47 protein-coding genes are annotated in these 25,688 nt (G+C 64.7%); 24 read left to right on the forward strand and 23 right to left on the reverse strand.

Annotation, left to right across the window (positions count from 1 at the left end):
• Positions 1-20: 20 nt before the first annotated feature.
• The 6 genes from P1L40_RS01330 to P1L40_RS01355 form a co-directional block, all read right to left on the reverse strand.
• A complete protein-coding gene (locus tag P1L40_RS01330; RefSeq protein ID WP_284009513.1) occupies positions 21-1,628 on the reverse strand; it encodes a hypothetical protein in 1,608 nt (535 codons plus the stop codon).
• 661 nt (positions 1,629-2,289) lie between these two features.
• Positions 2,290-2,514: a hypothetical protein gene (locus P1L40_RS01335; protein ID WP_284009514.1), complete on the reverse strand. Its 225-nt coding sequence runs from the start codon at positions 2,512-2,514 to the stop codon at positions 2,290-2,292.
• Between the two features lie 94 nt (positions 2,515-2,608).
• Complete coding sequence (locus tag P1L40_RS01340) at positions 2,609-2,992, reverse strand: hypothetical protein (RefSeq protein ID WP_284009515.1); 384 nt, start codon at positions 2,990-2,992, stop codon at positions 2,609-2,611.
• A complete protein-coding gene (locus P1L40_RS01345; RefSeq protein ID WP_284009516.1) occupies positions 2,982-3,359 on the reverse strand; it encodes a hypothetical protein in 378 nt (125 codons plus the stop codon). The genes P1L40_RS01340 and P1L40_RS01345 overlap by 11 nt, the downstream gene beginning before the upstream one ends.
• Positions 3,359-3,760 (reverse strand): hypothetical protein, encoded by a 402-nt coding sequence (locus P1L40_RS01350; RefSeq protein ID WP_284009517.1) that lies wholly within the window; start codon positions 3,758-3,760, stop codon positions 3,359-3,361. The genes P1L40_RS01345 and P1L40_RS01350 overlap by 1 nt, the downstream gene beginning before the upstream one ends.
• Complete coding sequence (locus P1L40_RS01355; protein ID WP_284009518.1) at positions 3,757-4,032, reverse strand: hypothetical protein; 276 nt, start codon at positions 4,030-4,032, stop codon at positions 3,757-3,759. Before P1L40_RS01355 ends, P1L40_RS01350 begins: the two co-directional genes overlap by 4 nt.
• 200 nt (positions 4,033-4,232) lie before the next feature.
• Between P1L40_RS01355 and P1L40_RS01360 the strand changes: the two genes are divergently transcribed.
• Positions 4,233-4,481 carry a MarR family transcriptional regulator gene (locus P1L40_RS01360; protein WP_284009519.1) on the forward strand — a complete coding sequence of 83 codons (249 nt, stop codon included), beginning with the start codon at positions 4,233-4,235 and terminating at the stop codon, positions 4,479-4,481.
• Positions 4,482-4,579: 98 nt separating this feature from the next.
• Entirely contained in the window at positions 4,580-4,753 is a 174-nt protein-coding gene (locus tag P1L40_RS01365; protein ID WP_284009520.1) for a hypothetical protein, read from the forward strand.
• Between the two features lie 356 nt (positions 4,754-5,109).
• Here the strand turns inward: P1L40_RS01365 and P1L40_RS01370 are convergent, their stop codons facing one another.
• Entirely contained in the window at positions 5,110-5,829 is a 720-nt protein-coding gene (locus P1L40_RS01370) for an HNH endonuclease (protein ID WP_284009521.1), read from the reverse strand.
• A gap of 161 nt (positions 5,830-5,990) precedes the next feature.
• On the opposite strand from P1L40_RS01370, the gene P1L40_RS01375 reads away from it, so the two are divergent.
• Positions 5,991-7,055, forward strand: coding sequence for a Cdc6/Cdc18 family protein (locus P1L40_RS01375; RefSeq protein WP_284009522.1), 1,065 nt, complete (start codon positions 5,991-5,993; stop codon positions 7,053-7,055).
• Positions 7,056-7,093: 38 nt separating this feature from the next.
• Complete coding sequence (locus P1L40_RS01380; protein ID WP_284009523.1) at positions 7,094-7,336, forward strand: hypothetical protein; 243 nt, start codon at positions 7,094-7,096, stop codon at positions 7,334-7,336.
• 7 nt (positions 7,337-7,343) lie between these two features.
• Here P1L40_RS01380 and P1L40_RS01385 read toward each other — a convergent pair whose 3' ends face one another.
• A complete protein-coding gene (locus P1L40_RS01385; RefSeq protein ID WP_284009524.1) occupies positions 7,344-7,628 on the reverse strand; it encodes a phage repressor protein in 285 nt (94 codons plus the stop codon).
• A 229-nt stretch (positions 7,629-7,857) separates the two neighbouring features.
• On the opposite strand from P1L40_RS01385, the gene P1L40_RS01390 reads away from it, so the two are divergent.
• From P1L40_RS01390 to P1L40_RS01450, 13 genes are all read left to right on the forward strand, one after another.
• A complete protein-coding gene (locus tag P1L40_RS01390) occupies positions 7,858-9,099 on the forward strand; it encodes a hypothetical protein (RefSeq protein ID WP_284009525.1) in 1,242 nt (413 codons plus the stop codon).
• Positions 9,099-9,428 carry a helix-turn-helix transcriptional regulator gene (locus P1L40_RS01395; protein ID WP_284009526.1) on the forward strand — a complete coding sequence of 110 codons (330 nt, stop codon included), beginning with the start codon at positions 9,099-9,101 and terminating at the stop codon, positions 9,426-9,428. Before P1L40_RS01390 ends, P1L40_RS01395 begins: the two co-directional genes overlap by 1 nt.
• Positions 9,428-9,640, forward strand: a complete 213-nt coding sequence (locus P1L40_RS01400; RefSeq protein WP_284009527.1) for a hypothetical protein — start codon at positions 9,428-9,430, stop codon at positions 9,638-9,640. The genes P1L40_RS01395 and P1L40_RS01400 overlap by 1 nt, the downstream gene beginning before the upstream one ends.
• Positions 9,640-9,987: a hypothetical protein gene (locus tag P1L40_RS01405; protein WP_284009528.1), complete on the forward strand. Its 348-nt coding sequence runs from the start codon at positions 9,640-9,642 to the stop codon at positions 9,985-9,987. Before P1L40_RS01400 ends, P1L40_RS01405 begins: the two co-directional genes overlap by 1 nt.
• On the forward strand, positions 9,987-10,430 hold the full coding sequence (locus tag P1L40_RS01410) for a hypothetical protein (protein ID WP_284009529.1): 444 nt from the start codon (positions 9,987-9,989) through the stop codon (positions 10,428-10,430). Before P1L40_RS01405 ends, P1L40_RS01410 begins: the two co-directional genes overlap by 1 nt.
• The gene (locus P1L40_RS01415; protein WP_284009530.1) at positions 10,427-10,945 is read left to right on the forward strand and encodes a hypothetical protein; all 519 of its coding nucleotides are present in this window, start codon (positions 10,427-10,429) and stop codon (positions 10,943-10,945) included. Before P1L40_RS01410 ends, P1L40_RS01415 begins: the two co-directional genes overlap by 4 nt.
• Positions 10,935-11,705, forward strand: coding sequence for a hypothetical protein (locus P1L40_RS01420; protein WP_284009531.1), 771 nt, complete (start codon positions 10,935-10,937; stop codon positions 11,703-11,705). Before P1L40_RS01415 ends, P1L40_RS01420 begins: the two co-directional genes overlap by 11 nt.
• Complete coding sequence (locus tag P1L40_RS01425) at positions 11,702-11,932, forward strand: hypothetical protein (protein WP_284009532.1); 231 nt, start codon at positions 11,702-11,704, stop codon at positions 11,930-11,932. Before P1L40_RS01420 ends, P1L40_RS01425 begins: the two co-directional genes overlap by 4 nt.
• Complete coding sequence (locus P1L40_RS01430) at positions 11,929-12,147, forward strand: hypothetical protein (RefSeq protein ID WP_284009533.1); 219 nt, start codon at positions 11,929-11,931, stop codon at positions 12,145-12,147. The genes P1L40_RS01425 and P1L40_RS01430 overlap by 4 nt, the downstream gene beginning before the upstream one ends.
• Entirely contained in the window at positions 12,144-12,374 is a 231-nt protein-coding gene (locus P1L40_RS01435) for a hypothetical protein (protein WP_284009534.1), read from the forward strand. Before P1L40_RS01430 ends, P1L40_RS01435 begins: the two co-directional genes overlap by 4 nt.
• A complete protein-coding gene (locus P1L40_RS01440; protein ID WP_284009535.1) occupies positions 12,371-13,792 on the forward strand; it encodes a ParB N-terminal domain-containing protein in 1,422 nt (473 codons plus the stop codon). Before P1L40_RS01435 ends, P1L40_RS01440 begins: the two co-directional genes overlap by 4 nt.
• A gap of 76 nt (positions 13,793-13,868) precedes the next feature.
• The gene (locus P1L40_RS01445; RefSeq protein ID WP_284009536.1) at positions 13,869-14,171 is read left to right on the forward strand and encodes a hypothetical protein; all 303 of its coding nucleotides are present in this window, start codon (positions 13,869-13,871) and stop codon (positions 14,169-14,171) included.
• The gene (locus tag P1L40_RS01450) at positions 14,171-14,344 is read left to right on the forward strand and encodes a hypothetical protein (RefSeq protein WP_284009537.1); all 174 of its coding nucleotides are present in this window, start codon (positions 14,171-14,173) and stop codon (positions 14,342-14,344) included. The genes P1L40_RS01445 and P1L40_RS01450 overlap by 1 nt, the downstream gene beginning before the upstream one ends.
• 1 nt (position 14,345) lies before the next feature.
• Here the strand turns inward: P1L40_RS01450 and P1L40_RS01455 are convergent, their stop codons facing one another.
• Positions 14,346-15,569: a tyrosine-type recombinase/integrase gene (locus P1L40_RS01455; protein WP_284009538.1), complete on the reverse strand. Its 1,224-nt coding sequence runs from the start codon at positions 15,567-15,569 to the stop codon at positions 14,346-14,348.
• A 197-nt stretch (positions 15,570-15,766) separates the two neighbouring features.
• Between P1L40_RS01455 and P1L40_RS01460 the strand changes: the two genes are divergently transcribed.
• Entirely contained in the window at positions 15,767-15,973 is a 207-nt protein-coding gene (locus tag P1L40_RS01460) for a PRC-barrel domain-containing protein (protein WP_284009539.1), read from the forward strand.
• Positions 15,974-15,987: 14 nt separating this feature from the next.
• Here the strand turns inward: P1L40_RS01460 and P1L40_RS01465 are convergent, their stop codons facing one another.
• Positions 15,988-16,230, reverse strand: a complete 243-nt coding sequence (locus P1L40_RS01465) for a DUF7861 family protein (RefSeq protein WP_284009540.1) — start codon at positions 16,228-16,230, stop codon at positions 15,988-15,990.
• Between the two features lies 1 nt (position 16,231).
• Positions 16,232-17,161 carry an SDR family NAD(P)-dependent oxidoreductase gene (locus P1L40_RS01470; RefSeq protein WP_284009541.1) on the reverse strand — a complete coding sequence of 310 codons (930 nt, stop codon included), beginning with the start codon at positions 17,159-17,161 and terminating at the stop codon, positions 16,232-16,234.
• Positions 17,162-17,276: 115 nt separating this feature from the next.
• Here P1L40_RS01470 and P1L40_RS01475 point away from each other — a divergent pair, with 115 nt between their 5' ends.
• A complete protein-coding gene (locus P1L40_RS01475) occupies positions 17,277-17,477 on the forward strand; it encodes a hypothetical protein (RefSeq protein WP_284009542.1) in 201 nt (66 codons plus the stop codon).
• 27 nt (positions 17,478-17,504) lie between these two features.
• Here the strand turns inward: P1L40_RS01475 and P1L40_RS01480 are convergent, their stop codons facing one another.
• Entirely contained in the window at positions 17,505-17,687 is a 183-nt protein-coding gene (locus tag P1L40_RS01480) for a DUF7130 family rubredoxin-like protein (RefSeq protein ID WP_284009543.1), read from the reverse strand.
• Positions 17,684-17,941 carry a DUF5789 family protein gene (locus tag P1L40_RS01485; RefSeq protein WP_284009544.1) on the reverse strand — a complete coding sequence of 86 codons (258 nt, stop codon included), beginning with the start codon at positions 17,939-17,941 and terminating at the stop codon, positions 17,684-17,686. Before P1L40_RS01485 ends, P1L40_RS01480 begins: the two co-directional genes overlap by 4 nt.
• Positions 17,942-18,118: 177 nt before the next feature.
• Between P1L40_RS01485 and P1L40_RS01490 the strand changes: the two genes are divergently transcribed.
• Both P1L40_RS01490 and P1L40_RS01495 read left to right on the forward strand, forming a co-directional pair.
• The gene (locus tag P1L40_RS01490; protein ID WP_284009545.1) at positions 18,119-18,610 is read left to right on the forward strand and encodes a type IV pilin domain-containing protein; all 492 of its coding nucleotides are present in this window, start codon (positions 18,119-18,121) and stop codon (positions 18,608-18,610) included.
• A gap of 126 nt (positions 18,611-18,736) precedes the next feature.
• The gene (locus tag P1L40_RS01495; RefSeq protein ID WP_284009546.1) at positions 18,737-19,168 is read left to right on the forward strand and encodes a hypothetical protein; all 432 of its coding nucleotides are present in this window, start codon (positions 18,737-18,739) and stop codon (positions 19,166-19,168) included.
• A 162-nt stretch (positions 19,169-19,330) separates the two neighbouring features.
• Here P1L40_RS01495 and P1L40_RS01500 read toward each other — a convergent pair whose 3' ends face one another.
• From P1L40_RS01500 to P1L40_RS01520, 5 genes are all read right to left on the reverse strand, one after another.
• Positions 19,331-19,459: a hypothetical protein gene (locus P1L40_RS01500; protein ID WP_284009547.1), complete on the reverse strand. Its 129-nt coding sequence runs from the start codon at positions 19,457-19,459 to the stop codon at positions 19,331-19,333.
• Positions 19,460-19,637: 178 nt separating this feature from the next.
• Positions 19,638-20,348, reverse strand: coding sequence for a DICT sensory domain-containing protein (locus tag P1L40_RS01505; RefSeq protein ID WP_284009548.1), 711 nt, complete (start codon positions 20,346-20,348; stop codon positions 19,638-19,640).
• Positions 20,345-20,776, reverse strand: coding sequence for a DUF7344 domain-containing protein (locus tag P1L40_RS01510; RefSeq protein ID WP_284009549.1), 432 nt, complete (start codon positions 20,774-20,776; stop codon positions 20,345-20,347). The genes P1L40_RS01505 and P1L40_RS01510 overlap by 4 nt, the downstream gene beginning before the upstream one ends.
• Positions 20,777-20,855: 79 nt before the next feature.
• Complete coding sequence (locus P1L40_RS01515; protein ID WP_284009550.1) at positions 20,856-21,035, reverse strand: hypothetical protein; 180 nt, start codon at positions 21,033-21,035, stop codon at positions 20,856-20,858.
• A gap of 71 nt (positions 21,036-21,106) precedes the next feature.
• Positions 21,107-22,048, reverse strand: a complete 942-nt coding sequence (locus tag P1L40_RS01520; protein WP_284009551.1) for a hypothetical protein — start codon at positions 22,046-22,048, stop codon at positions 21,107-21,109.
• Positions 22,049-22,167: 119 nt separating this feature from the next.
• Between P1L40_RS01520 and P1L40_RS01525 the strand changes: the two genes are divergently transcribed.
• The 3 genes from P1L40_RS01525 to P1L40_RS01535 are packed head-to-tail and all read left to right on the forward strand — an operon-like array spanning position 22,168 to position 23,775.
• Positions 22,168-22,614, forward strand: coding sequence for a hypothetical protein (locus tag P1L40_RS01525; RefSeq protein WP_284009552.1), 447 nt, complete (start codon positions 22,168-22,170; stop codon positions 22,612-22,614).
• A gap of 49 nt (positions 22,615-22,663) precedes the next feature.
• On the forward strand, positions 22,664-23,071 hold the full coding sequence (gene msrB / locus P1L40_RS01530; protein ID WP_284009553.1) for a peptide-methionine (R)-S-oxide reductase MsrB: 408 nt from the start codon (positions 22,664-22,666) through the stop codon (positions 23,069-23,071).
• A gap of 41 nt (positions 23,072-23,112) precedes the next feature.
• Positions 23,113-23,775, forward strand: coding sequence for a DUF7978 family protein (locus P1L40_RS01535; RefSeq protein WP_284009554.1), 663 nt, complete (start codon positions 23,113-23,115; stop codon positions 23,773-23,775).
• Here P1L40_RS01535 and P1L40_RS01540 read toward each other — a convergent pair.
• From P1L40_RS01540 to rpl7ae, 5 genes are all read right to left on the reverse strand, one after another.
• Positions 23,766-24,005: a glutaredoxin family protein gene (locus P1L40_RS01540; protein WP_284009555.1), complete on the reverse strand. Its 240-nt coding sequence runs from the start codon at positions 24,003-24,005 to the stop codon at positions 23,766-23,768. The genes P1L40_RS01535 and P1L40_RS01540 overlap by 10 nt on opposite strands.
• A 78-nt stretch (positions 24,006-24,083) precedes the next feature.
• A complete protein-coding gene (gene ndk / locus P1L40_RS01545) occupies positions 24,084-24,548 on the reverse strand; it encodes a nucleoside-diphosphate kinase (protein WP_284009556.1) in 465 nt (154 codons plus the stop codon).
• Positions 24,548-24,904, reverse strand: coding sequence for a 50S ribosomal protein L24e (locus P1L40_RS01550; RefSeq protein WP_284009557.1), 357 nt, complete (start codon positions 24,902-24,904; stop codon positions 24,548-24,550). The genes ndk and P1L40_RS01550 overlap by 1 nt, the downstream gene beginning before the upstream one ends.
• A 3-nt stretch (positions 24,905-24,907) precedes the next feature.
• A complete protein-coding gene (locus P1L40_RS01555; protein WP_284009558.1) occupies positions 24,908-25,135 on the reverse strand; it encodes a 30S ribosomal protein S28e in 228 nt (75 codons plus the stop codon).
• 11 nt (positions 25,136-25,146) lie between these two features.
• Entirely contained in the window at positions 25,147-25,509 is a 363-nt protein-coding gene (gene rpl7ae, locus P1L40_RS01560; RefSeq protein ID WP_284009559.1) for a 50S ribosomal protein L7Ae, read from the reverse strand.
• Positions 25,510-25,688 lie beyond the last annotated feature (179 nt).

Below are 25,688 nucleotides of genomic sequence, written 5' to 3' on the forward strand. Positions count from 1 at the left end.
GTCAACTCGTGCTTGTTGGGTCAGGCGGTTGCGCTGGGGTGACAACTCGGCCTCGTATAGATATACACTGGGCCACCAGTCGAATTGACAGTTGTATACTCCCGGACTTGCGAGGAATCAAAGATAAACTGACGCGCAGCCCCCCACTGCCCAGTTAGCCTCACCGGACCGCCTACCGAGATTGGTTCGTTGACCAGCAACGCATCGAAAGCGACCGTCCCGTCGCTGTTGTTGATCGCGTACTCCTGCCCATAGCGACCGTAGTACGTGACCTGGAGCCGGTACCCCTCTTTTGTTAGCGTATACCCGACTTCTGGGTCATCAGGGACGCCTGCCTCAACCCAGATATCATCACATGTCGTCGCTGCGAGCGCGGCCGCGACTTGGTCGCCTGTCTCAACGTTGTATCCCCCAGTAGATTGTTGCGTCTCGGCCGCGACGGCGACGCCATTCACAGCTGCGAGGACGACCGCCACTGCTATCGCCACTCTTAGTGGTCTGTACTCAGCACGCTCACCGGCTCGGATTGCCACAACAGCTAACAGAACGACACCCAAGAGAACCAGATACACCCCTCGTGGTGCGACTCGAAGGAACTGGACGACAGGGAGATCGTAGGCGATCCTGACGCCCATCGACAGCGCCACACCAAGGACGATGGCCGCTGTCACACCCACGCCCCAGTGCTTGCGTTCAGTATCCTCGGTATAGTACAGCAGCCAGAACCCCGCGATTCCGAGTAACACCATCGGAAACCCGACGACAGCGTACGACTCGAAAGTGAGTGGGCCACGTGAAAGCTCGTTTTCGACGAGCCAGTAGCCCGACAGTCCTGTGAGAATCTGCGTTACTGACAGCCCACCGCCCATCTGTGGCCGTGCTGTGTCCCGCAGTAAGACCGGGATTAGAGAGAGAATCTTCGGAGTGGCGATCAGCCCGCTCAGGACGGCGGTTCTCATCGCTGCTGCACTCCGACGCGCCACAAAAACGCAGGCCGCGGCCACCAACAGATACGTCCCAAAATAGATGCTCCCAGACAGATAGCCTGCAGCCACACCGAATCCGGCCAGGAGTCCTGCACGAGAGGGGTCGGTGTCGATCTGGGATGGATGGAGCTGCCACAGCCCTAGGACAATCCACGGCCATGAAAGCACCTTTTCGATATGGCCGTTGAAGTGGATGATTATCAGCGTGAATAATAGCGCGATCACGCTAGCGGAGAGTTGATTTAGGTATCGCCGGCCATAGACGTATGATACCGCCGCTGTTGCGATGATGTGGGCCGCATACAGGAACTTATAGTATGCCAGCATCGGCACCCAGGGCAGGAACATCGGCCACCATGGCGGATAGAAGCCTTTCCACAGCGGGTTTGCGAACTGCCACTCGCCACCGTACCACTGCTCAGTATAGAGTGGCAACTCGCCGCTTGCGACAGAGGCACGAGCGTGAAGCACCGGAATGAGGTTTGAAAAGAAGTCATTTGGATACGGGAACCCAGGTTTCGTGAGCGGCCCCCATTCAAGATATATCGCAACGCCAGCAATTGCCACGATAATAAAAACCGATTGCCAATGCCCCCTAAACCATCGGCTCAGTGTAGTTTCAACCCCAGATACATCATCCATAAATACCACTCCGTGAGTGTATTTTTGTAATTTACGAATGACAGGGGCTTGCGACTGTAGCGATTCGGTCAGCCTGGTGGTTTTGGTGAAGTCAATTAGCGAAAAAGTATCATTTATTGATAGAATAAGGCACACTCAATGGCGGTATTACCGAATCCGTTCACAAAATTCACATGGGGCCATGTTTTTCTTCTGAGCCTCGGCAACAGTCATCGGCACAAATTCGGTATCTGGAGGGCCTGCATTGCACATCGGATCGCCGTCTACATCCGGTTCGTGATATGCATAGGCACCACGTGATGCTGCCTTCGGAGTGGCCACAACTATCGCGTCATCATGGCGATCATCTTCTTCGGCCATTTGCTCACGCTCATCAGCCGTTTTGTTTCCGCACATATACTCGCGCAGGATCTAAGTAATATTATATTACCCGATTTGAACCATTAGCCCCTTACGCTACTCGGGTACACATGATTTAATTGTACGCCCCCTACAGAAGCCTCTATGCAGACAGGTGTCGACACCGTACCCGGATTGCCGTTCGTTCAAGACATGCTCGCGAACGCCCCGGCAATCGTCGTGGGCGGTATTCTGTTGGCACTCGCTGTGCTTATTTTCCGGTGGAAGACTGAAAACAGCACGAAAATGTCGCGATAAGCGGTCAGCCCAGCAACTGCTCGGCGTACCACCGCGAGTGGACGAACCGCTGGGGGCAGTCTTGCTCGTGGGGGAAGTCGTCGATGTTCCAAGCCGTCGCACCGCACTCGACACAGCGGATTTCGCCCGTCGGGCGCTTCTCGGTCAGCCCGCCGGTCCCGATCTCGACCTCTTCCCAGACGAGCTTGAACTCCGTTTCCGGCGCCGCGAACGATAAGTAGCCGGCCATCAGTCCAGCTCCCAGCCGACGCCGTCGGTGCGGTCGTAGCTGACGACGATCGCCCGGCGCGTGTAGGGCACCGACAGCTCCTTCTCGACGCGGATCATCGCGACGCCTCCGTGAGGTGCGTGATCGTCACGTCTTCAACGACTTCGTCGCCGACCGGCCGCCAGTCGTCGCCGTCGCGCTCCTCGACGTGGCGGGTCCATTCGTCGCCGTCGGGCACCCACCGGTAGCGACGGCGCTGGCACGTCGGGAGCGTGTGCTCGACCACGACGCCACCCCCGCCGTCGGCGCGGACCGGGTCGCCGTTCTCGTCGGGGTCGTCGCCCAGCTCGTCCAGCGCCATGTCGGCGGCCATCGCGATGGTCGCCACGTCGACCGCCGCGTCGGCGTCCTCGTCGATCGCGTCCAGGACGAGGCCAGCTTGCTTGCGGATCTCCGCGAGGCGCTGCTGGGGAGAGCCCGCAGGGTGGTCACTCGGCACCGGCGGACCCCCCGTTATCGAAGTGTTGGTAGTCGGGCTCGCCGGCGACGAAGCGGCCGAGATCGTCGTCGATCGCCGCGCGGTCGGCCCAGCTGGGGATCGGCCGCCGCCCGGTCGCGAACGCGACGCGTCGCCGGTGCTTGCAGCCAGCGGAACGGACTGAGTCGTCCCAGCACTCACAGCGGCCGTCGTGCATGTCGACCAGGTACTCGCTGCCCGACTGAGTGGTGACTTCGAACAGCCCGTCAGCGCCGCGGGCACGGCCGCCCTCGGTGACGGTCATGACCTCCGTGAGCGCCCGGGCGTCGCGTTCGTCGAGGTCGATCGGATCCGTCGCCGGGCGGAGTTCGGCGCGCTTCGACGCCATCACGCATCACCACCGGGGATCTCGCCCAGTTCCTGGCACTTGTTCGCCTCGTTGACGGCGCGAAGGCCATCGGGGCCGTGGTGGTCGATGATGTCGTCTTGGTCGGCGACAACATCGTCCAGCCGCGCGAGGACCTGGGCCTCGGCCTCGGCGTCGATCACGTCGCGGATCTCCTCGGCGGCGCCAAAGGCGCCCTTCGACGCGGCCTCAGTCTCGACATCGCCGGCGTCGGCGAGCGAGTAGGCGCGCTCCATGACGTTGGCCAGGCGGAGGACCGGCCCGTCGTCGTAGTAGCAACGGTCGCGGACGATATCGCCCAGGAGTTGGCTCTCGAAGCGGTCGGCGACGCGGTCGATTGCCTCACGCCGGCGCGTGTCGGCCTTCGGGTGCTCGCCGTTCATGCCCCTGCCTCCAGGCCACGCTCCAGCTGGCCGACGATGCCCTCGTCGTAGTAACACTCGGACCAGTCGACGTGGCCGACCCAGTCGTCGAGGTCGCGGTCGGTGCCCGCGAGGTCGAAGACCAGGACGACGTCGTCCTCCTGGACGAACACGCGCTCGTCGCGAGCCTTCGCGGCTGGGTAGTAGTGGGTGCGTCCCTCGCTGTCGATGCCGACCGTGCCGGCGTGGTCGGGGACGGTACGCTTTTCCGTGGGTTCGATGTAGTCAGTCATGCTCTGATCTCCAGAGCACTGGTCCGGCGTTGGTGCGCCGGGCCGCTTCTACAGCGGACTCGTGCTCTACTTCATAGTACAACAGGCAGGCACTTAACCGTTACGTTGTAACGGACAATAAAGCGGACACCAAAAGCTACAATAGATATGCAGGCGATAGATACACTTGAGGTGACAGAGTGAGACATCACCGACCAAGCGTGGCTAACAAGAGCTTCGACCCGTCGAGTCAGCAGCGCAAAGTCCTGAACGTGCTTCGCGACGAGTACCAGGTCAACCCCCGACGGATCCGAGACGTGACCGGGATCGAGCGTCAGCGTGTCAACGACGCCCTGAACGCCCTGGAGAACGCCGGTTGGATCGAAAAGCGGGCACGAGGGCTGTACCGGATCGTCTACGACGGCGACTGCTACGTCGAGCAAGAGGTGCGGTGTCGCGATGATTCCTGAGTGGGGCCTCCGCCGGGATCCGTGCGGCAACCTCCAGACGGTCGTCAACATGGGCCTGGAGACGGCCCGAACCTGCTCGCCTGCGAGGGGTGCTCGCTGTGACTGACAGCCAATTCATCACTGCGCCGTGCTCCGAGTTTAGCGAGGCCGTCCTGACCGGGCTCGGCAGCGAGCCCGACCCCCACCGCGACGTGATACGGGCGCTGTCGGATCCCTACCGATACGTCCACGTGCTGGACCAGCGGGAGTTTGGTGGCACATCATGTCGCTGACCGGTGGCGGAGGGGTAAGACCGTTCTATCTGAGCAGAGCAAATGTGTTACGACATACAAATATATTTACAGAGAGCAGCACTAAGTCAAATACGAGGTTTCAGTTGACAGCCCAACCCAGATGAACCAATCCACCCAACGAGTCTGTTTCGGTGACGAAGACCAGACAGAGCAATTAGGTGTGATTGTGTATCAGCCACCCCGTAACTCGACATGCCCCGACTGTGGTGTCACCGAAGGAGAGTTACACGCGGCCGGGTGCGACAGAGAGCAATGCCCTATTTGTGGCTATCAACTCATTGGGTGTGAGCACGCAAATGAGATATTGTAAGCACTTTTCTGACCCAGAAAGGGAGCTATGAATTGGATGCCCCGAAGGCTATTCCGACTTGAGTATCTGTGATCGTACTACCTTTTATTATGTTACTTCCGAGTTTTAGTTTATTTTCTGTAGCTTCGACATGGAGGCCATTATTATAAAAGGAACCGCGGATGCGGACGAGATCTTCGTCTGAATCATAGGTGATGTGTAGCCCAATGTCGTACTGCTCGTGCCAAATCTTCAACTCGTCTGGTTTATACGTCAGGTCCCAAACCCGGTTTGTCAGCGCCCACCACTCGTTCTCATTTACGCGAGCACAGGTTCTTCCGCTTTTTCTGCCCATCTTTGTTGAAAACGTGAGAAAGCCGTCGTCGTAGCCCATTTGTATGACCGGGTCACCAGCGATAGAAAGAATATCCATGTGGTCTCTTTGATCCAAAATAAACCGGTTGCTACCTACCCCGATCTCCGGTCGCGAAGGATCAAAATAAAACGGATAGTCCACCCTTTTTGAGTTGTGTGGGTCCTCTTTCGCGTCATATAGTACGTCTGGTGTTAGTGCTTCCGCGTCAGGCCCAGCGTGAGCATGGTGTTCATAACATAGTGCGACCATTCGATCTGGGTCATGGTGTTCTTCCTCGCTGTATGGCACGATATGATGGTATTGAATTAGGGGCTTTCCACAGATCACACACCCGTAATTGGCTTCCCTTCTCAGTTGACGTTTTACCGCCGCTGGTGGGCTTCTTCCCATTATATAGCAAGATAGTCATCACCACAGATAAAATTCTAGCACTCTGATAAAGAAAGATAAGCCATGAAAAAAGGTTGTGACAGCGTTGGTAGGGGTTGACCGCCGGCTTCCGGACATCACGCACCCATTTATATACCGGTCTATCGTCACTCACAGCCAACATGATAGCCGACCGGTCGGTCTTCGACGACACCTGGTCCCCTGACCACCTCCTCCACCGGGACGCCGCCGTCGACCAGCTCTCCAGCGCCGTCGTGCCATCCCGCCTCCAGCGCCGCGGCCAGGACGTCCTCATTTCGGGCCCGCCCGGCGTCGGCAAGAGCGTCCTCGCCCGGCACACGCTCTCGCAGCTGGCCGACGATGCCGGAATCCAGTGGACCCGCGTCGAGTGCATGGGCCAGACCACCGCGGGGATCATCCGCGAGGTCCTGGCGGCGATCGGACCCCGACCAGCGCGGAACACCCCGCGCGAGGACCTCGCGCTCTCCCTACGTGAGCGCGTCGACGAGCCCCTGGCAGTGGTCCTCGACGAGGCCGCCGAGGTCCACGACACGAAAGCGCTGGAACGGCTGGCCGACGTCGAGGCGATCTCGCTCGTCGTGGTCGCCTACGACGCCGACGACTGGCTCGCCCAGGCGCCCCGCTCGATCGCCGCGCGGTTCCACGGCCAGCGGATCGCCCTGGACCGCTACGGCGTCGACGAACTCGCCGATATCCTCGAACCCCGCGTCGCGACGGGGCTGGAGCGCCAGGTCCTTTCGCGCCAGCAGCTGGAGCGGATCGCCGACGACGTCGCCGGCGTCGCCCGCCACGGGATCTACTCAGTCCTGGCCGCTGCGGAACTCGCCGTCGATCGGGGGCACTACACGGTTCGAGAGATGGACGTCGACGACGCCTACGACGTCGCCCGCGAGTGGATGCGCCAGGCAGCGCTGGACTCGCTGGCGCTCCATCACCACGTCCTGTACGAGCTGGTGCGCGAGGCGGGGACGATCTCCGGCGAAGCACTCCATCGTCGATACGAGACCGTCGCCGACGGCGTCTACCAGGGGCGCCAGCGCCAGCCCCTGAGCGAGCGGTCCCAGCGCCGGAAGCTCGCGAAGCTCGTCGAGTACGACCTCATCGAGCGCGAGGGGGCGTCGCGGGATCGGAGCTACAGCGTCCTTGACGAGGCCGTCCGGTCAGCCTACGACCTGGGCGTCGCCGTCGAAGATCCGGACATGTAACCCCTTTTTATGCTCGACTCGCCCGTCGGTCCTGGTGCATGTCACAGAAGACAACCATCACGGCCCACGACGGGACCGCGGTCGACGTGCGCGTGATCGAGACGACCGACGACGGCCAGCGCGTGCGGGTGTCCCATCCCGACGATCGCGAGTGGATCGTCCTGGTCGAGCCCGACGGCGACGTGAGTGTGGAGGCATCGTATCGCGACGGCGAGCTGGCCGACCTGGAGACGCCGGCGTGGCTGGCGGACGAACTGGCACTGCTCGCGAGGCCCGCGTAGAACGATGTCAGGACTGGTCGGCGAGCTCGTCGAGAAAGTCGTCGAAGTCGATATCCTCGTCGTGGTAGCGTTCGCGATGCTCGTACGCCAGTCGACCGCGGTCGGTGATCTCGTACAGACCGGTGTCCTCAACAGGCCCCACCTTCGTGACCAGTTCATAATCCAGCAGGTAGCCCATCCGCCTGTTGATGTACTTCCTCGATTTGTCGATCTCCGCGGCGATATTGGTCGCGAGGTTTCGCCCATCGCGAAGGACGCCGAGGATCTCGAAGTCGGCTGGCGTCAGTCTCACTACGCCATCGGATCGGGTAGCCATCGTAAATATACCATTGGTAATGTGGCATTATATAACCGATGGACCGTATCCGATATCGCGTAACCATCGGTAACGTTTAAGTGACAGCTACCCGTTGTCACGACTTGGAAGCCACACGTTAACTCGCAAAAACGGCCCCTCAAATGGTGTTAAGGGCACCTCGGGGCCGCTGGCTTCCGTCCCTACCAAGGGAGATTACGAAGCCATGCAAAAATCAGACAGTCGGGCTCTTAAAAGTGAGCCCACCGACAGCGCAGTCGACCGTGCAAACGGTCGTGACAGTAGCGACTCCTCGGCGACCGACGAGAACCCACGCGAGGACGTGGGCTCGAAAACGCTGGGGGGTTGTGCAGGCCAAAACTCGCCTGCAGGCGAATCGTCCGCCGGCGACGGTGAAAACACTGACGGGGCGACGGCCGACGACAACGGCGCCATCGACAACTCCTTCGCGGATGGCGAACGCCCCGCGCTCCACGTCGGCGACCACGTCCTCGATCGCGAGGAGGACGAAGACCAGGCGACGATGGTCGTCGTCGCGACGCCGGCGACGCTGGCGGAAGACTACGTCCTCGGCGAGGGTCCGCAGACGGTCGCGGACTACAACGAGGACTTCCCCGCGATCGACCCCGTCATCGAGGTGGTCTACCCCCAGCGCACCAGCAAGGATCTGGACGACCACCAGCGCTACGCCTTCCCCCGCGGGCGGCTGAAACTGGAGCAGCCCGTCCACGACCGCGACGACCAGGAGCGGAAACTCCGCGCCGACGGCGGCATCGACGTTCGGCGGATCCCAAGCGGCGATGTTCTCGGTTCGTGTCCGGAGTGTAACCGGACGTGGCGGATGGAACCACGGCGCGACGAGGAGCCGTTCATCGCGCGTGCGAAACAGGACGTGCGCGACCGTGTCGAGTCCCACCTCCCGTGCGACAACGCCGACAGCGATGATGCACAGGTGGCCGCCGACGGCTCGGGGCCAATCGTCCAGTTCGGCGGGCTGGACGGCTACGCCGACCTGGAGCACGAGTGCTTGCTCCTAGTCGCTGCGGCGGTCAAACGACTCGCGAGTAAGGAAAACAAGTACGGACCAGACGGGTACGTTGGCACCGGCCCGGAGACGCACACCCAGCGTGCTCTTCAGAAGATGTCTCGGTTCCGAACCACAGCTAACCACGGCGACGTTTCGGAAGCACGGACCAACGCTGCCGACGCGCTAAATCATGTGCTGATGGCACTCGCCAACCTCGACGGCGACGGCGCCCAGCTGCTGACCGGCGGCTCGGGCGACGGCACCGGGCTTGCCGTCCTCGACGCCGACGGCCTCCTGGAGGCCGCCAGCGAGCTCCGGCAGATCGCCGACGCGATCGAACTGCAGGTCGAGGAGGGCGACCACCGCCTCGCCGGCGCCGAACCCGCCCAACAGCCCGACACCGAGGGAGGTGCCGAGTGATGTCCCGGACCGAACAGCGTGGGACGGCCCCCGACGGTGGCGACCTCACGCGGTTCCAGATGGAGATTTGCTACCTCCTGGCGGCCAGCGAGGGCCAGTCCGATTACGGGCTGGGGCTCAAGCGCAAGCTGGAGGCCTACTACGGCGAGGAGGTCAACCACGGCCGACTCTACCCCAACCTCGACGCCCTCGTCGAGGCCGGCTACGTCGCGAAGCGCCGGCAAGACAAGCGGACCAACACGTACGAACTGAGCGACGCCGGCGCCGAACTGGTCCAGGCCGACGCCGCCGATCGGGCCGACGCCGTCGACCAGCTGGAGGGGCACTGATGATCGATATTGCCGACCGCGCCGAGCGCCGGCGCCGGACCGAGCACCCGCAACTGCGCGGGCAGACTGTCACGGCCGTCACCCGCGGCGGCCAGACGGTGTGGGTCCCTGAGGACGACCTCCAGTGCGAGAGCGACGGCCAGCCGGCCGGGATCACGTCCGATGCGTGGATCATCAGCGACCGCGCCGTCGACCTGGAGGAGGTGTGCTGATGCCGAACCTCACACGCGAGAGTCGTCGCGAGCGCATCGCCGAGGACGACGGCGACCCGGAAGACACCGTCCGGGTCCGAGTGACTCGGACCTGTGGGACGCCGATCTACCACACTACCGAGGAGCAGTGCCAGCACGTCGACGGCCAGGAGGTCGAGACCGAACCGGTCGAGCGCGGCTGGTGCTGGAAGCGTAACTACGCGCCGTGCAAGCGGTGTATCCTCGACGATGTCGACGAGAGCGGCGTAACCGGGTCGCCGGCGCTGACGATCGGTGACGAGGACTTCGAGCCCGACTACGAGTTCGAGTGGGACGAGCGCCAGGCGGACGGGGGAGGTGAGGCGTGATGGCAGCCCATCTCGCCGCCGAGGACCTGCCCTTCTCGACCGACCGGCTGCCGCTGCCGATCGGCCAGCCCGCCAGCGACCGCGCGCTGGCTGTCCTCGACGAGATCGTCGACGGTCGAGTGACCGTCAGCCGGGTTCGCGAGGTCTGCCAGGAGGACGCGCCCGCCAGCGCTGCCGGGGCGACCGACTGGTCGCGGACGCTCTCACATGCCGACGGCGAGCTGGTCGCCGTGACGTGGTCGAGCACAGGCGTCACCGAGATCGGGTATGACCCCGATGACGAATCCTACGAAGTCGTGGGGTGGTCGGCGCTGCAGGCGACGATGGGCAACGACGCTCGCTTTGCTGAGTCCGCGTCCGCGGCGAAGGCGCGGGATCTCCTGGGCGGTGCCCCGCAACTGATCCATCGCGAGGAGTCCGACCGGCTGGGGGGCGAGCGATGACCCCCCGCGCCGACTGCCAGGACTGTCCCTGGACCGAGGAGGCCGAGGACCTCGTGGGGGCCAGCGACGCCGCCGAGCGTCACGAGCGCAAGGAGATGCACGACGTGCGCGTCGAGCGCGTCGCGACGGACGGCAGCGGCGAGACCCACCTCGACGAAGACGGCGTCATCCTCTCGATTCATATTGCAGACGGGGAGGGTGGCAGTACCGACTTCGGCTTCGGCGTCACCACGTCGCGCCATCTCGTCCGGGCGATCAACGCCGGGGTGCGCGTCGACGAGGTCTTCGAGCGGCTTCCGGACAACCGTCGCGACAAGCTCCGACTGTTCTCGGACAGGCTCGGTGAGGCAGCGAGCAAGCGAGCACAGACCGACGGCGGACGCGCCGTCCACGCCGTCCAGCAGTACCGGGGCATGGGCGACCAAGGGCTGTGTCCCAACGGGTCGCGAGACTGCCCCGACGAACACGGACTGCCCTGTTCGGACTGTTTCCTGGGGGGAGACCATGGCGAGTAAGCAGCGCAAGGGCGCGACGATGATCCCGAGCCGTGTCGGCCCGCCGGTCACGGAGATCGACGGCATCGGCGACCTGCAGTCCCGGATGAAAGACTGCGACGACATCCGCGACTGGTCGTTCCTGCTGAACGACTACATCCAGTGGGGGAACAACAGCAAGGTCAGCAAGTACGTCGGGATCTTCAACCTCGGCGCCGCTCACGACTGTCCCAACCGCTGGACCGAGCGCTGTCAGGTTGACGGCGACGAGTGCTACGCCGTCGTCGACGAAAAGCGATACGACTACGTGCTGGCGTACTTCCGCCGGCAGGAGTACCTCTGGGACTGCCTGGACGCACAGACCTTCGCCGAGGCCTTCCTCGCGATCGTCGATCGGAAGCACTCGGTGGAGGCACGAGCGCTGAAGTTCTCCCAGGCCGGGGACGTTCGACACGAGGCAGACATCCGGAAGATCGACCGCATCGCGCAGCTGCTCGATGACGCCGGCGCCGACGTCGAGGTCTTCCTGTACAGCGCGAGCTCGCATCTGGACTGGTCCGACGCCGAGCACATCACCGTCAACCAGTCCAACGACCAGCGCCAGTACGGCGACCGCCGGTACCGGGCAGTCGACTCTGCCGCCGAGATCCGCGACGAAGAGGTCTGGTGTCCGTACGACCGGGAGAAGCGCGAGGGCGTCCCGCTCGACGAGCGGACGAAGTGTGGCGAGTGCTCGGCGTGTATCGTCGAGGACGGCCCCGATGTGGCGGTGGTAAAATGAGCCTCGACGGTTGCTACATCCTGGAGGCCAGCGTCAACCACATCGAGTCCGGGCTCGGACAGTACATCCCGCTGTGCGGGGCCGACCTGGATCCCGCGGAGGTTGACCGCGTGGAGTACTGGTCGTCCGATGAGGGGTGGGAGCAGTCACACGAGTACTTCTGCAACGACTGTCACTCCGTCGCGAACCGCCGAGCCGTCGAGGGAAACGGAGGTGCGCTGTCGTGAGTCCCCAAGGCGACACCTACGACGTCGACGATCCCGGCGTCGCGAAGGCCGAGGGCGAGAGCTGGGAGGACGTCGCCGATCGGCGACCCGCGCCCGAATCCTGCCCGGCATGTCACGTCGTTGGCGACGGTGACGAGGTCCTGGCCCACGGTCAGCGCTGGTGTGCGAACGGCGACTGCGACGTCGTCTCCTACCGGGAGGGTGAGACCGCATGACGGTCCGCCCACCGGTCGAGAGCCGCCCGGACCGTGAGGGGCTCAGTCCGCTCGTCTGGGACATGCAACGCCGGGTTGTGGCCGCTGGCAACCACATGCAGGCCGAGGGCTGTCACGTCCCGCCTGGGGCCGTCCTGGAGGGCTACGACCGAGCGCTCCATCCCTGGATGCACGGCCGGCGAGCAGCTGACCTCGTCGAGCGAGCGCGGGAGGTGTTGGGACTGTGAGCAACCCGTTCAACGACGCGCTGGACTGGGCCCTGCAGGGCAAGCGCGTCCGGGTCCACACGGATCACGGCGTCCTCGAGGGGTGGGTCGATCGCGTCCATCACTCCCGCGGGAGTCTCATCCTGCACGACTGCTACGACGAGAGTCGCGACGCCGAGATCGGGTCGGCGTTCGTCCGGACCGCGCAGTCCGTGCAGGTCCTCAAGCCCCGCAAGCGCATCGAGTTCCGCGCCGTCGACGGGTTGGAGCCGCACCCGGCCCACCCCGACGACTTCGAGCCCAAGGACGCCGTCCTCCGGCGCTGCTACCGCAACCAGTTCGCGGGGAGCTATCCTGTCGTCCGCGAGGACGGCACGATCATCAACGGCCACAAGCGTGTCGCAGCTGCGCGACTGGCCGGGATGGACAAGCACCCCGTCGAAGTCGTCGATGTCACCGACGACCAGGCCGACGAGCTGTTCGCACTCGCCCACCGCGGGACCGAACTCGAAGAAGCGGCGCTTGCGAACGGCGCCGACGACGAGAACGACGACGCCGACGCGTCGGTCGACGAGGAGGCCGGCGGCGGCCAGGAGGACACCGATGTCGTCGACGGGGGCGACGAGCCGGATGACGACGAGGTCCAGGACGAAGAGGAGGACGACGACCTCGACGACGATCTGGCCTGCGACGTCGACGGCTGTGACTTTACGACCGACTCCGAGCGCGGTCTGGCGATCCACGAAGCCCGGTCACATGATGACGACTCCGACAGCGAGGGGGGGCCCGGCATGGCAGGTGACATCGCCGACCTCCTGGAGGAACACGGCGAGCTCCCCAGCAGCGAGATTGAACTGTTGCTTGAAACGTCGTCGGGCCACTACCGGAACGTCCTTTCGAAGATGCAACGCGACGGGCGTGTCGAGTCTCGGAAGGATCCCGAGGACAAGCGCCGGAACCTATACCGACTTGCCGACGACGTCGACAAGGAGGAGAGCGAGGACGACGTCGACGACGACCAGGAAGACGAGCATCGCGTCGGCGACCCGGTCGAGGAGCCCGACGACGATACCGACCCAGTCTGGTGTGGCGTCTGTGGCGACGGTCCCTGGGACCAGCCCCGCGACCTCGCGACGCATCACGGGAAGATGCACGACGCCGACGACCCGGTCCCGCTGGATCACGAACCTGACGACTCCGAGCTCGTCGACCCTACGGGCGGGGGCGATACCGCCGTCCAGGAACGGCTCCCGGATGACGTCTCCGAAGAGGACGTTCACGATGTCGTCGACGATCACGGCCCGAACGGCTACCTGGGCGAGATCGCCGAAGATCTCGGGATGGCTGAGGGGGCGACTAGGACTGTCCTGGTGAAGCTCGGTCGCTACGCGGACACAGTCGACGCCAGTGGCCCGAAAATCGGAGGTGAAGAGGCGTGACCCCCCAACAGACCGGGGTCGTCGTGCTCGCGATCGGCATCGCGAGTCTGCTGTTTGTCTGGCTGGTGATACCATGATGCGACACGAGCGCGGCGAGTGGATGGACTGCATCCGCTGCCGTGGCACCGGTGAGTACGTCGAGTGTTACGACGACCTGTGTCACGCCCAGGACCGCTGTATGCACGGGAACAACACGTGCAAGCTCTGTGGTGGTCTCGGCCGGATCACCCGCGAACTGGCCGAGCGCTGGCGGAGTCGTGACGCCTTCGAGGCTGTCACGGCGCCGGCGCCGGACCTGCGGGCCCGCGGGAAACTACACCAGGCGGCTCGAGAGATCCGCGAGGACCCCGAACGATCGCTGGAGGAGGCTGATTTCTGATGACGCTACAACACGAGACTGAGGACCACTTCGACCGCATCGCGAGCGCACTGGAGGACCACCGCGACCAGCTGGAGGCCGTCGCCGAGAGCGACACGACGTTCGCTCCACGAGCGGAGGCGGCCCTGGAGTGGCTGGCCGAACACACCCAGGAGGACGACGATGGCGAGTAGGTCAGTCCGTCTCGAACGCGATCCGGACGCCGGGGACGTCGTCGGTCATCTCCTTCAGATCCATCAGCGCCTCGGCGAGTTCGGGCTGCTCGGCGATCGCCGCCATCATGTCCTGGTCCTGCGAGGAGGCCTCGCTGGCCGCAGCGGCCGACAGCGCCTGCCCACACCACATGCATCGGTCCTCCCGCTTGGGCGTCTCCCGGTCGCAGCGCGGGCAGTTCAGCGGCGCGAACTCGTTGCTGTCGTCCTCGTCGGCGACCTCGAGGCCCATCATCTGGGCGTACTCGTCACCGATGTCGTCGTCGAAGATCGCGGTGTAGCGGGCGACGGCGTCCGAGCCATGGGCCCGGCCCTGCCGGCGCTCGATGTGGCGGGCGTTCATTCCCTGCCGGCAGAGCCAGGCGAGGTTCGACTTTCGGAACGCGGTGGGAGTGACGTCCTTCTCGACGTCGACCCGATTGGCCGGTCGCTTGAACATGTCGAGATAGGACTGGTAGGAGAGTTGCTCGGCGCTGGAGAGCTTGCACCACAGCGGGTCGCCGGCGCCGCCGGGATGGTCCGAGAGCCAGCGGTTGACGTGGGGTGTCGACGGGATCAGGTCGACCGAGCGCTGGCCGGTCTTCCCGTCGACGCTGACGGTGAGTCCGTGGTCGGACTCGCTGATGTCGTCGACGGACAGCTCGTAGAGCTCGCCACCACGGAGTCCGGCGTCGAATTGGAGGGCTACCGCCGCCTCATCGCGAGCGTTCCGGCAGGCGTCGAGCATCGGCTCGACGTCGTCTTCCCAGCGGAGCATCTCGCTGGGGTCGGGCGAGGGGTCGTAGTCACGCGGGAGCGTGGAGTTGACCCAGTCGATGGACTGGGGCGGCTCGTCGCCGTTCTCGTCGGTGACACGCCGGCCGAAGACCCGCAGCGCGACCCGGTAGTTCTGGTTCGTCTCGGGGGACTCGTCGAGGTCGTACTCGTCGTGGATCCAGCGGACGATATCCTCGGCGGCGTCGCGATCGTCGAGAGCGTCGACGAGCGACGCCGGGGCGTGCTCGGCCATCCGGACGCAGTGTCTCAGCAGCTTCAGGTGCCGATGGTGACCGTACGTCTCCCGGAGGAGCTTCAGCTGGTCGCTGAACTCCATGAGGACCTCACGGTCGCGCTCGTCGTCGATCTCGCGCTCGCCTTCGCGGATCTTCTCGCGCAGCGTCGCGACACCCTGTTCGGGATCGGGCATACCTCTACCTTTATTCGTTGGCTGTTAAGGGTTTGGCTGAAAGCGCACCCCTGGCTCTCCGTTTTACGTGCCGACGGTCACCGAACAGCGCCCGATCTCCTCCGACGGACGAGACGGCGACATACCTTTATTTACCTCTCGAACACACGTCCAGTGTGTCCCCGATGCTTGCGAGTTCCCTCTCCGGAAAACAGGTGATGAGTACCGATGGACAACACGTCGGCCGTCTGCACAACATCACGATGGACACCGAGTCCGGGTCGCTGGAGTCGGTGATCGTCGAAACCGACCGGTCCGAGATCTTCGGCGTCGAACAGGGTCCGGACGGCCACATCGAGTTACCCGCGACCGTCCTCGAAGCCGTGCGGGATCACGTGATCATCACGCCACCGACGACCGCCTGAGAGAGCGGCTGTCGCTACCCGCCGTGTTTCCGGTACCAGACACGTTCACCGACGGGTGAGTCGCCGTCGAGATTCAATCGGCGGAGAACGAGGTCCCGGACGGCCAGCGTCACGACGAGTTCTACCGGGTCGCCGTCGGGCGGGCGAACCGTCACGTACCAGTGTCCGTCCCGTCGTTCGACGGCCTCGACGGTCCCGACCGACCACCGGTCGACGTGGTGGCTGGGCTCCCGCGCGTGGATTCGATCGTGGTTCATCTCACTCTGTCCCGCCCGGTGGGTCCGTCCGAGCGAGCGGTTCGTCGATATCGAGAAGCTCCGCGCTGCGCTCCCAGAGCCGGCGGGCGGCAGCCGTGTCACGGGCAGCTTCCGACGGAGTGGTTGGCTGTTGCTCGCTGAAGTACCGTCCTGAGATGTCGGCGGTACGCGGCGAGACGCCGGCGAACAGTAACTCCGCCGCGCCGTCGGCGACCGACGTGACACCGGGGACCGCCTCCAGCGTCCGGACCAATTGCGGGATCGGCCCCGGCAGGAACCGACTGAACCCGCTGCCGGGGATCGCGCCGGGGTGGACGCTGTTCGAGGTGACCGCCCGGCCGGCGGCGTCGAGGCGCCGGGCCAGCTCCGCCGCGAAGAGGACGTTCGCGAGTTTCGAGTGACTGTAGGCCCAAAAGCCCGAGTAGTCGTCGACTCGCTGGACCCGCTCCAGATCCAGCGAGGGGCCGCGGTGTGCCCCCGACGCCGTCGTGACGACGCGTGCGCCCTCCCGGAGATGGTCGAGCAGCGTCGCCGTCAGGAGGTACGGACCGAGGTGGTTGACGTGGAACGTGTACTCGATACCGATGTCTGTCAGCCGTCCCTCGCGGAACAGGCCACCGGCGTTGTTGAACAGGATATCGATCCTGTCGGTCTCCTCGCGGACGGTCTCGGCGAGGTCACGGACCGCGGCCACGTCGGCGAAGTCGGCCGGGACGAAGGTCGCAGTAGTACCGGTCGCGGTCAGTTCGTCGACGACGGCGTGCCCGGCCGCCACGTCGCGCCCGTGGACGACGACGGCATCGGCACCGAGTCGCCCCAACGCGAGGGCCGTCTCCCGCCCGATCCCGCTCGTCGATCCGGTGACGAGTGCCTGTATCCCGTCACAGTCGACATCCGCGACGCCCGCCAGCCGTTCCGGCAGTTTTCCCATACCCTCGGAACGGGCTGGACGGATAAAACGGGTCGCGTCGGTCCACGTGGTCGGGACGCCCATCGGGTGCCACACAGGGCGAAGACCTACTGTCGTGACGGCAGTAGACCGACGCATGCCCTCCGATGGTCCACGGTCCGAACGGGCGATTCCGACCTACGTCGCCACCGTCGTCGGCGTGCTCGCGGTTGGCGTGCTCGTGTTCCGCAGTGCCCTGACAGGGGCCGGCCCGACTGTCGACGAGATCGTGTTCGTCCTCCTGGCCGTCACGCTCCCGATGACGATCGCCTATCGGCTGGCTCGCCGGTGGCGATAACCGTGCCCGTGTCCCGGCTGTTCCAGTTCAGTCCTCCGCCCAGTAGTAGAGGGCTTCCCGTGGCGATCCACAGTCCGGACAGGCCCGTGGAAGCGCCGCGTGAAGCCGACCCAGTTCACCACAGACGGAACAGCGCCACATCCCGTAGGCCGTACCGGTGATATCCCGGTATCGGATGGGGTGGCCGCCCGATTCCGTGACTGGAGTCATGCGTCGCCCTCCGACTGGTAGGGCTCGCCGACTGCGTTCCGGGGGAGTAGCGACCGGACAGTCAGTTCGAGGTCTTCGGCGTTCGTAAACGAGTCCGTGTCGGCGTCCTGGATCGTCTCGCCCAGGGTGACGGACCCGTCTGCGAGTTCGACGACGATATCGCCGTGGTCGGCCGCGACTTCTTCGGGTGTCGTGGGGTAGTCGAACGTCGAGAGGACCGCCGTAATCTCGGTGAGTTTGATCGGTTCGGTCATGACACTCGCTAGACGTGCGCTGACAGCATGAAGCTATCTGCGAGAGACGGGCCAGATACGGTATCGACGGCGGCGGAGTAGTCACCGTCTTCGTTCGTTCAGCGGGCCCCTGAACGCGATCGGCCGATAATCCGGCGGTGCATTACTACACCGGACTGCGGGTATCGCTGGAGTGTAATGCGACTCAAACACCTCTTCGAGGACGACGACGCAGTGTCGCCGGTCATCGGCGTCATCCTGATGGTCGCGATCACCGTGATCCTCGCGGCCGTCATCGCGTCGTTCGTGCTCGGCTTGGGAGATCAGACACAGCAGACAGCACCGCAGGCCAGTTTCGCCTTCGACTACGAGGCCGGTGTGGGGAACAGCGGGTACGGTGTGTTGACCGTGACACACGACGGCGGTGACACCATCGCCGCGAACACGCTGTACATCAGGGGGAGCGGGTTAGCGACCGACGGGAGCACTTCGGGGCTCTCGGCCAGTGACTTCGACATCGGCTCCGGGACGGCCGGCGACTGGAGCACCGCCGGAGTCGGTTCCGAGGTGTCCGCCGGTACGAGCGTCGATGTCGCCGTCGAATCCAGCTACGATGTTCGGATCGTCTTCGAGGGCGCGAGCGGGGATACCTCCGCGACGCTCGGTCGGAGTGCCGGCCCGGACGCGTGACCGACGACTCGGAGGGGAAGCCACGCCGGGACCGTCCCGGCCACGTCAGGCATCGTGCGGACAGCATCGATTCACACCGGTGGCTGTCGCGAAAGGCGTATTTTTCGTGAGGTGCTACCAACACACATGGGAACAGACACAATTCGGTATCCAGATGATCTGAGCGACCGAGAACGGGACGCGCTCCACCAGGTCGAACTGGGGGTCGAGAACCTCCACAGGGCACACGGACATCTCGTGAGCTTCCATCACAGCACGGGCCGAGCGATGGACCACCTCGACACCGCCGAGGGACTGCTCCGGGAGTGTGGCTACGACCAGTTCGCCGACGAACTCCGTGACGAGTATCTGCCGCGGGGCGTCGTCGCCGAGCGTGACTCGGACGACGCCTTCGGCGGCCGGTGGTCCTACGATATCCTGGAGACGTTCCAGGACACGTTCCTGGCCGATATCGTCGCGTTCGGCGAGCGCGTGACCGGCGAGGTGGCGAACGGGCTCCGACACGCCGCCGAACGGAAACAGGAGTCCGACTGGATCGACCGCTCCAGGCGGGAGTGAGCCAGGCGGCCCAACGGTTCAGGGGGCGCCCGACCGCACGCCGGGTTCGGGCGCGGAGATTCCACCGGAGAAATCCGCTTCGGCCCAGTGCTGGCGCGTACCCATCGAGTCGAACGGGAGAAACACAGCGACCGCTGTCGTTGGCGGCCCCCGATAGTGCACTCAGTCGTCGGTCCGGCCGTACACCATCTGGAGCGACTCGCGGAGGTGATACCGTGCGGTGTCGCTCTCGGCGTGTTCCAGCGCCGTTTCGAGGTGTTCTTCAAGCGCCATCGGTTCCGTCGAGGTCATGCAAAATTATTCCTCCACATCGTACTTTATTCTGCCTATTTCGCCGCGTATCGTGGTAAATTACAGCTTTTATCGGATTCAATAACAAACATCGAATATCGGGACTGGGACCGGCGGTTTCCACGGCCGGCACGGCGGTCGAGAGCGACTGTCGGAGGGCCTAACGCGCCAGGACGGATTACCCGAGTGCATCGAGGGCGCGGTCGACCAGTGACGCGTCGTACGTCCAGAGGCCACGGTACTCGTCTGTGTCGGTCTGTTCCGCGATGAGCGCGCAGTTCTGTGTCCCGTCGGCACCGTCGTCGAAGACGATGAACCAGAACCGTCCCACCTCCGGGCTCGGCCCGGTGTGGACGTGTACTTCGGTTCCGTCGAACCGGTCGAGAGCCGGAGCGTCCGCCATGTAGAGGTGGATCTCGATGTCGGTCGTCGCAGCCAGTTCCTCGTAGAGATCCGCCTGGGCTTCGAAGGCCGCCGCCGACTGGAACCCGACGTGGAGCGTCCCCCGGCCGGTTCGCCAGGCACGGTCCTCTAGCTCCCGTGAAGTCGCCAGTAACTGTCGTCTCGTCAGCGCGACGAAGACGGTGTTGTCGAGTAGCTCGTAGATCGCCCTGACGGCCGGATCGAGGTCGTCTCGGTCGGCGGGCCGCCGAACGGGCGGCTCGACGAACGCGAGCAGGTCGCTGAGCGCGACGGCACCGCGGAACCGACCGTCGTCCCGAACGACGACGAACGCGTCGGCACTGATCGTCGGGAGCCGCCGGTGGTCGACAGTGACGTTCCGCGTCAGCAACTGCGTCGCCAGATCGACACCCGTGTCGTCGGGCGCGTACACGACCACGTCTTTTCGATCACTTGCGACGGCCTCGATGATCGCCGAGAGGGTCATGCCGAGTCCGTATCCGTCGGCACGCTGGGGAGCTGTGAAGTCGTCCGCTCGTAAGTGTTGGCGAAGAGCAACAGCTCCGTCACCGGCTCCGGAACCGACGCGAGCGTGACGACACCGGCCGCTCCATCGTAGTCGATCAACCCGGCTTCGTCGAGCAACGGGAGATGCGAGTGCAGCAGTTGCGCCCTGAGCGTCCGCCAGTCGTCCGGGCCGACAGGGCCGTCTTCGGTGGACTCCCACCCTGCGAGCACGTCGACGAGATCCGCTACGGCCGATCGATCCGTCGAGACGAGCGTCGCGAGCAGTCGGCGACGCTGCCGGTGGGCGAGTGCACGAAACAGTGCGTCCGGCGCAGGGACCGAATCAGCACTCTCGAACGTCGCTGTCTCGAAATCAGTCTCCAGATCTGGACCGCCTGACGGACACATTGTCGGTCACCGTTTGCCGGTACACCAGCCAGGATAATGTAGCTTTGCCAAGGATACGCTACTGACGATCGACCAGTCGCTACATACCGGACCCGATCGATCGCAGGAAATCGAGCAAGGATTCGAGGACGCTGATGATCGATTCGAGCAGTTCGATGAGGCCGGAGACGCCACCGCCGCCCGTCTGGGCGGCGACGGCCCCGGTAACCACGAGCGGAACGACGAATGCGAGCACGAGAACCGCGGCGTTCAATCGCATACTCGGCTGTTGGGACTCGACGAGCTTGAGCGTTCGGTATGTGTTCACAACCGACGTGGGTGGGGCCGTCGTTAGCCGGCCGTGCCGTCCGCCGTCCGGGTGGCTACGATGACCGGTTCGTCTTCGGGTAGGTACTGGCCGAAGCGGACCTCTGTCCAGTAGCGGCGCCCGTCGTACCGGACGAGCCAGGCACCGTCGTACTCCGAGGCGGTCACCGGGCGCCGGTGGCGGAACCGGTCGACCAGTGACGCGAAGCCCGGATCTCCCGTCTGTTCGATGTAGTGTGTATCCCCCACCGCTTGCTCGACGATGGCCGACTCGTTCTCCGAGAGGGTCGACAGCGTGAACGCGTACTCCCGGTCGAGTGTCCTGGCGTAGGTCCGGTCGCTCTCTGCGACCAGGGTCGCGTCGTATCGGTAGGTGTTCAGTGTCGTCCGTTCGACGTGGACATCGATCGCGTAGGTTGTCCCCTGATACCGAATCCCGTCGTAGGTCTGGTTGGGGACCAGCGCCGAGGCGTTCGCGTCGGCGTCGGTGTAGGCCACCGGAACGTCGATGTCGGTTCCCGGCTCGCCGCCCTTCCGGGGCGGCGCCAGCAGTGGTTCGAGTGCGCGCCGGTCACGGGCGGGTAACTCCCCGTAGGCGACCACCGTTCCGTCGACGGAACTGGTGTTGTAGTCGATCCCGACCTCGCCGCTGTAGCCGGATTCCTGGCCGACGATGGCCGTCGAGACGTTGTAGTACCGTCCGTCGTGCTCGTAGGGGAGTCCCGGGTCGACTGTCGGCTGTGTCGCGTTCACCGTCGTCGACCCGGCCTGGATCGCGCGCTCGATGTCGCGAAAGCGGTAGCGGTCGTACGTGCTCTGTTCGGCGGGTAGGTCACGGCTCGCCTCGGCCGCCAGCGACTCGCTGTCGTCGACCGGCGTCATGGAGATGCTCCCGGCCGCGGAGCAGCCACCGAGGGCGGCGAGCAGGAGGAGTGACCCGAACGCGAGGACCAATCTGTGAGTCACGTGACAAGCTACCGGAACCGTCGGTGAATACTTTGTGAAACCGACGGGCGACCGGCCGCGACTCATATCGACCGTGACAGCACCGACGGAGTTTTTGCCGCCGCCGCGGAGTGACAGGCATGTCCGGGCCGAGCGGTCCGCTGTTGGTGTCGTTCGACGCGAGCCTCCGGTACGCCGCCGACAACGCCACCCCCACCTCGGCCGCCGTGGGGTACGTCGTCACGGACGGTCTGGAGTCACTCGCCGAGCGGTCGGTACCGGTCGAGGCGTTCGTCTCCAGTGCCGCGCTCGAACTCCGGGCGCTGGTCGAGGCCGCCCGAATGGTTTCGGAGATCGCGCCGACAGCGAGTTCGGTCCACGTCTCCGGCGACGCCGACGCGGCCGTCCACGTGGCCGACCCGACCCACCCGGCGACGCCGTCCAGCGACGTGGCCCGCCGTCGCGTCGAGACGATCCGGTCCTGTTTCGCAGACATTCCCGTGGTCACCTACCGGGTCGTCCCGCGACAGGCGAACGACCGGGCTCACGAACTCGCCCGAGCCGGTCACGACCGAGGCCGACGCTGAACGGTGTCGACGCCGGAGGCTTATGCCGCTCCGGACCCTATCAGGGGGTATGAGCGAACAAGCGAGTGACCTCCCCGAAAACGACGACGAGTGGCGTGAGCTCCTCACAGACGAGGAGTACCGCATCCTCCGCGAGGCCGGCACAGAGCCCCGGTTCAGCAGCGATCTGCTGGACGTGAAAGACAAAGGCGTGTTCACGTGTGCCGGCTGTGGCGCGGAGCTGTTCGACAGCGACGAGAAGTTCGACTCCGAGACCGGCTGGCCGAGCTTCTGGGATGTCTACGAGGCGGGCAACGTCGAGACACGCCTCGACGAGAGTCACGGGATGCGCCGCACCGAAGTCGTCTGTGCGAACTGTGGCGGCCACCTCGGACACGTCTTCGACGACGGGCCGGAACCGACCGGCAAGCGCTACTGTATCAACGGCGCCGCCCTGGACTTCGAACCCGGCGAGTAGCCACCACCAGACTCATTTTCCGCCGTGCTGTAGGTGTGTCAGTGACTGCCCAAGCCGAGCCGGAGGGAGACGCCGAATCAGGTGCCCAGGACCACTTCTTCGCGCCCAGCATCCGTGAGTTCCCCTGGCCGTGGGCCATCGGTGCAGCCGCCGCGACCTTCGTCGTCGAGTATCTGCTCGTCGCCGCGCTGTTCGTCCTGGGTCCGTCGTCGGTCAACCGGTCGACGGCGATCATCAACTCCACGGCGGCCGTCCTGCTCCAGTACGCACACATCCTGTACAACGCACACTTCGTCTGGATCGTCAAAGGGACGACCAACCCGACCGTCCAGATTCAGCAGCCGTTTACCAACGACCTCTGGCTGGCGTTGCTCGGCGGGGGCGCCGCGACACACCCCCTCGTCTACTTCCTGCTCCCGGTCGTCTCGCTCCTGATGGCGGGCGCCGTCTTCGAGCGCCACCGGGAGTCGCCCGCGACCGGTCGGTTCACCGAGGCCGCGCTCGTCGGCTCCGGATTCACCGTCGGTTACCTCGCCGTGGGCGTCCTGGGGGCGATGACGCTCGTCCAGCGGGTCCCGATCGACGGCGCCGACGGCGTCCTCACGCAACAGCCGGACCTGTATTTCACGGCCGTCACGTTCGTCCTGTTCCCGATGGTACTCGTCTCGCTGGGAGCGGCGCTCGCGTACCGGAGTCAGGCGTAGCTGCGCTCGACGAACTGCAGGATGCGGTCGGATTCGGCCATCGTCACGCCGTAGTCGTCGTCGACGAGCACCGGGACGCCGCGCTGGCCCGACACTCGCTTGACCTCGTCCCTGTCGGAGTGGAGCGCGTCGACCCAGACGCTCTCGTAGTCGATCTCGAGTTCGTCCAGCCGGTCGGCGACCTTCTCGCAGTACGGGCAGCCGTCGAGTTGGTAGAGCGTTCGTGTCACGCTCTCCGGTACGAGCCGACGGCTGATGGGCGTTGTGACTGGACGGGGTGGAAAGACCGCAGAAACCGCAGTGCGCGATTACTCGTACAGCCAGGACTCGTCGATCTGGTCCCAGTCGACGAGTTCCTCCTCGTCGAAGAAGAGGGCGATCTCGCGCTCGTTGGCGCCCTCGTCCTCGTGGTCGGAGCCGTGGATGACGTTCCGACCGAGGTCGAGACCGTAGTCACCACGGATGGTCCCGGGTGCGGACTCGGCGGGATCGGTCTCGCCCATCATGGCGCGGACCTGCCGCGTGGCGTCCTGGCCCTCCCAGACCATCGCGAAGACCGGACCGGACGTGATGAAGTCGACCAGCCCGTCGAAGAAGGGCTTGTCGGCGTGCTCGCCGTAGTGTTCCTCGGCGAGGTCCTGGTCGATCTGCATGAACTTCCCGGCGACCATCTTCAGCCCGCGGTCCTCGAAGCGGGAGACGATGTCCCCGATGAGACCGCGCTGGACGCCGTCGGGCTTGACCATCACGAAGGTTCGCTCGGTGTCGGCCATCAGGCTTCAGCCTCCTCGGCTTCCTCGTCGTTGTCCTCGTCGTCCGTCGTCTCGGACTCCTCGGCCGCTTCCTCGGCGGCTTCGAGGTCCGGTGCGGCGCTCGGTTCCTCGTCTTCGGCCTCGTCCTCGGCGGCCGCAGACTCCGCCGCAGCCTCGGCGGCGGCCGTCTCGGCGGCGTCGGCCTCGCGGCCGGCCTCGGTCCAGCCGAGGTTGCGGGCCTCCCGGCCCAGGTCGGCGTTGTTCTCACACTTCGAGGAACAGAAGTGGATCGTCGAGCCGTCGTTGCGGACGAACATCGTGCCCGTCCCGGGCTCGATGTCGGCACCGCAGTAGTCACATTCTCGTGTTCGGGGCATCGGTTACTGACCTCCGATCGCGTCGGCCTCGCGGGCGGTCTCACGGAGCTGGAGCACGTCGCCCTCGCGGACCGGGCCCAGCACGTTCCGGGTGATGATACGCCCCTGGTTCTCGCCCTCGCGGATGCGGCACTTGACCTGCATGGCCTCGCCGTGCATCCCCGTCTTGCCGACGATCTCGATGACCTCGGCGGGCGTGGAACCGCTGCCTTCGGATTCCTCAGCACTCATCCGTCGTCACCTCACCGAAGCTCCTCGACCTTGTCGGCGATGTCCTCGACATCGGCCTCGGCCTCGCCCGCGTCGACGATGGCGGCGGCGGCCGACCCGACTTCGAGCCCCGCGGCGTGACCGAGGTCGTCCTGCTGCTCGACGAAGATGAACGAGACCCCTTTCTCGTCGGCGAGTTCGGGGATGTGCATGACGATCTCCTCGGGCTGAACGTCCTCGGCGATCAGGACGAGTTCGGCCGAGCCGCGCTCGACGGCCTTGGTCGTCTCGTTGGTTCCTTTCTTGACTGTGCCCGTGTCTCGTGCGACTTCCAGCGCTTCGAGGGCGTCGTCCTCGAGGTCGGCCGGAACGTCGAAATCTACGTATACTGGCATTGGTATGTTGCACCTCCTGCGCGCGGGCTCAGGCTCCCCCGCCGTTCGCGGGCGTTCCGCGGCGCACCCCGACAGTACGCGGTTTCCTGAGAAGGCTGGGAGCATCATCAACCCGGCACAGGCTGTATCCCATTCTGTGCTACCACCCCTAAAAGCGCTTTCGAAGCCGAAACGACGTG

The organism is Haloarcula pelagica (assembly GCF_030127105.1).
Classification (GTDB): domain Archaea; phylum Halobacteriota; class Halobacteria; order Halobacteriales; family Haloarculaceae; genus Haloarcula; species Haloarcula pelagica.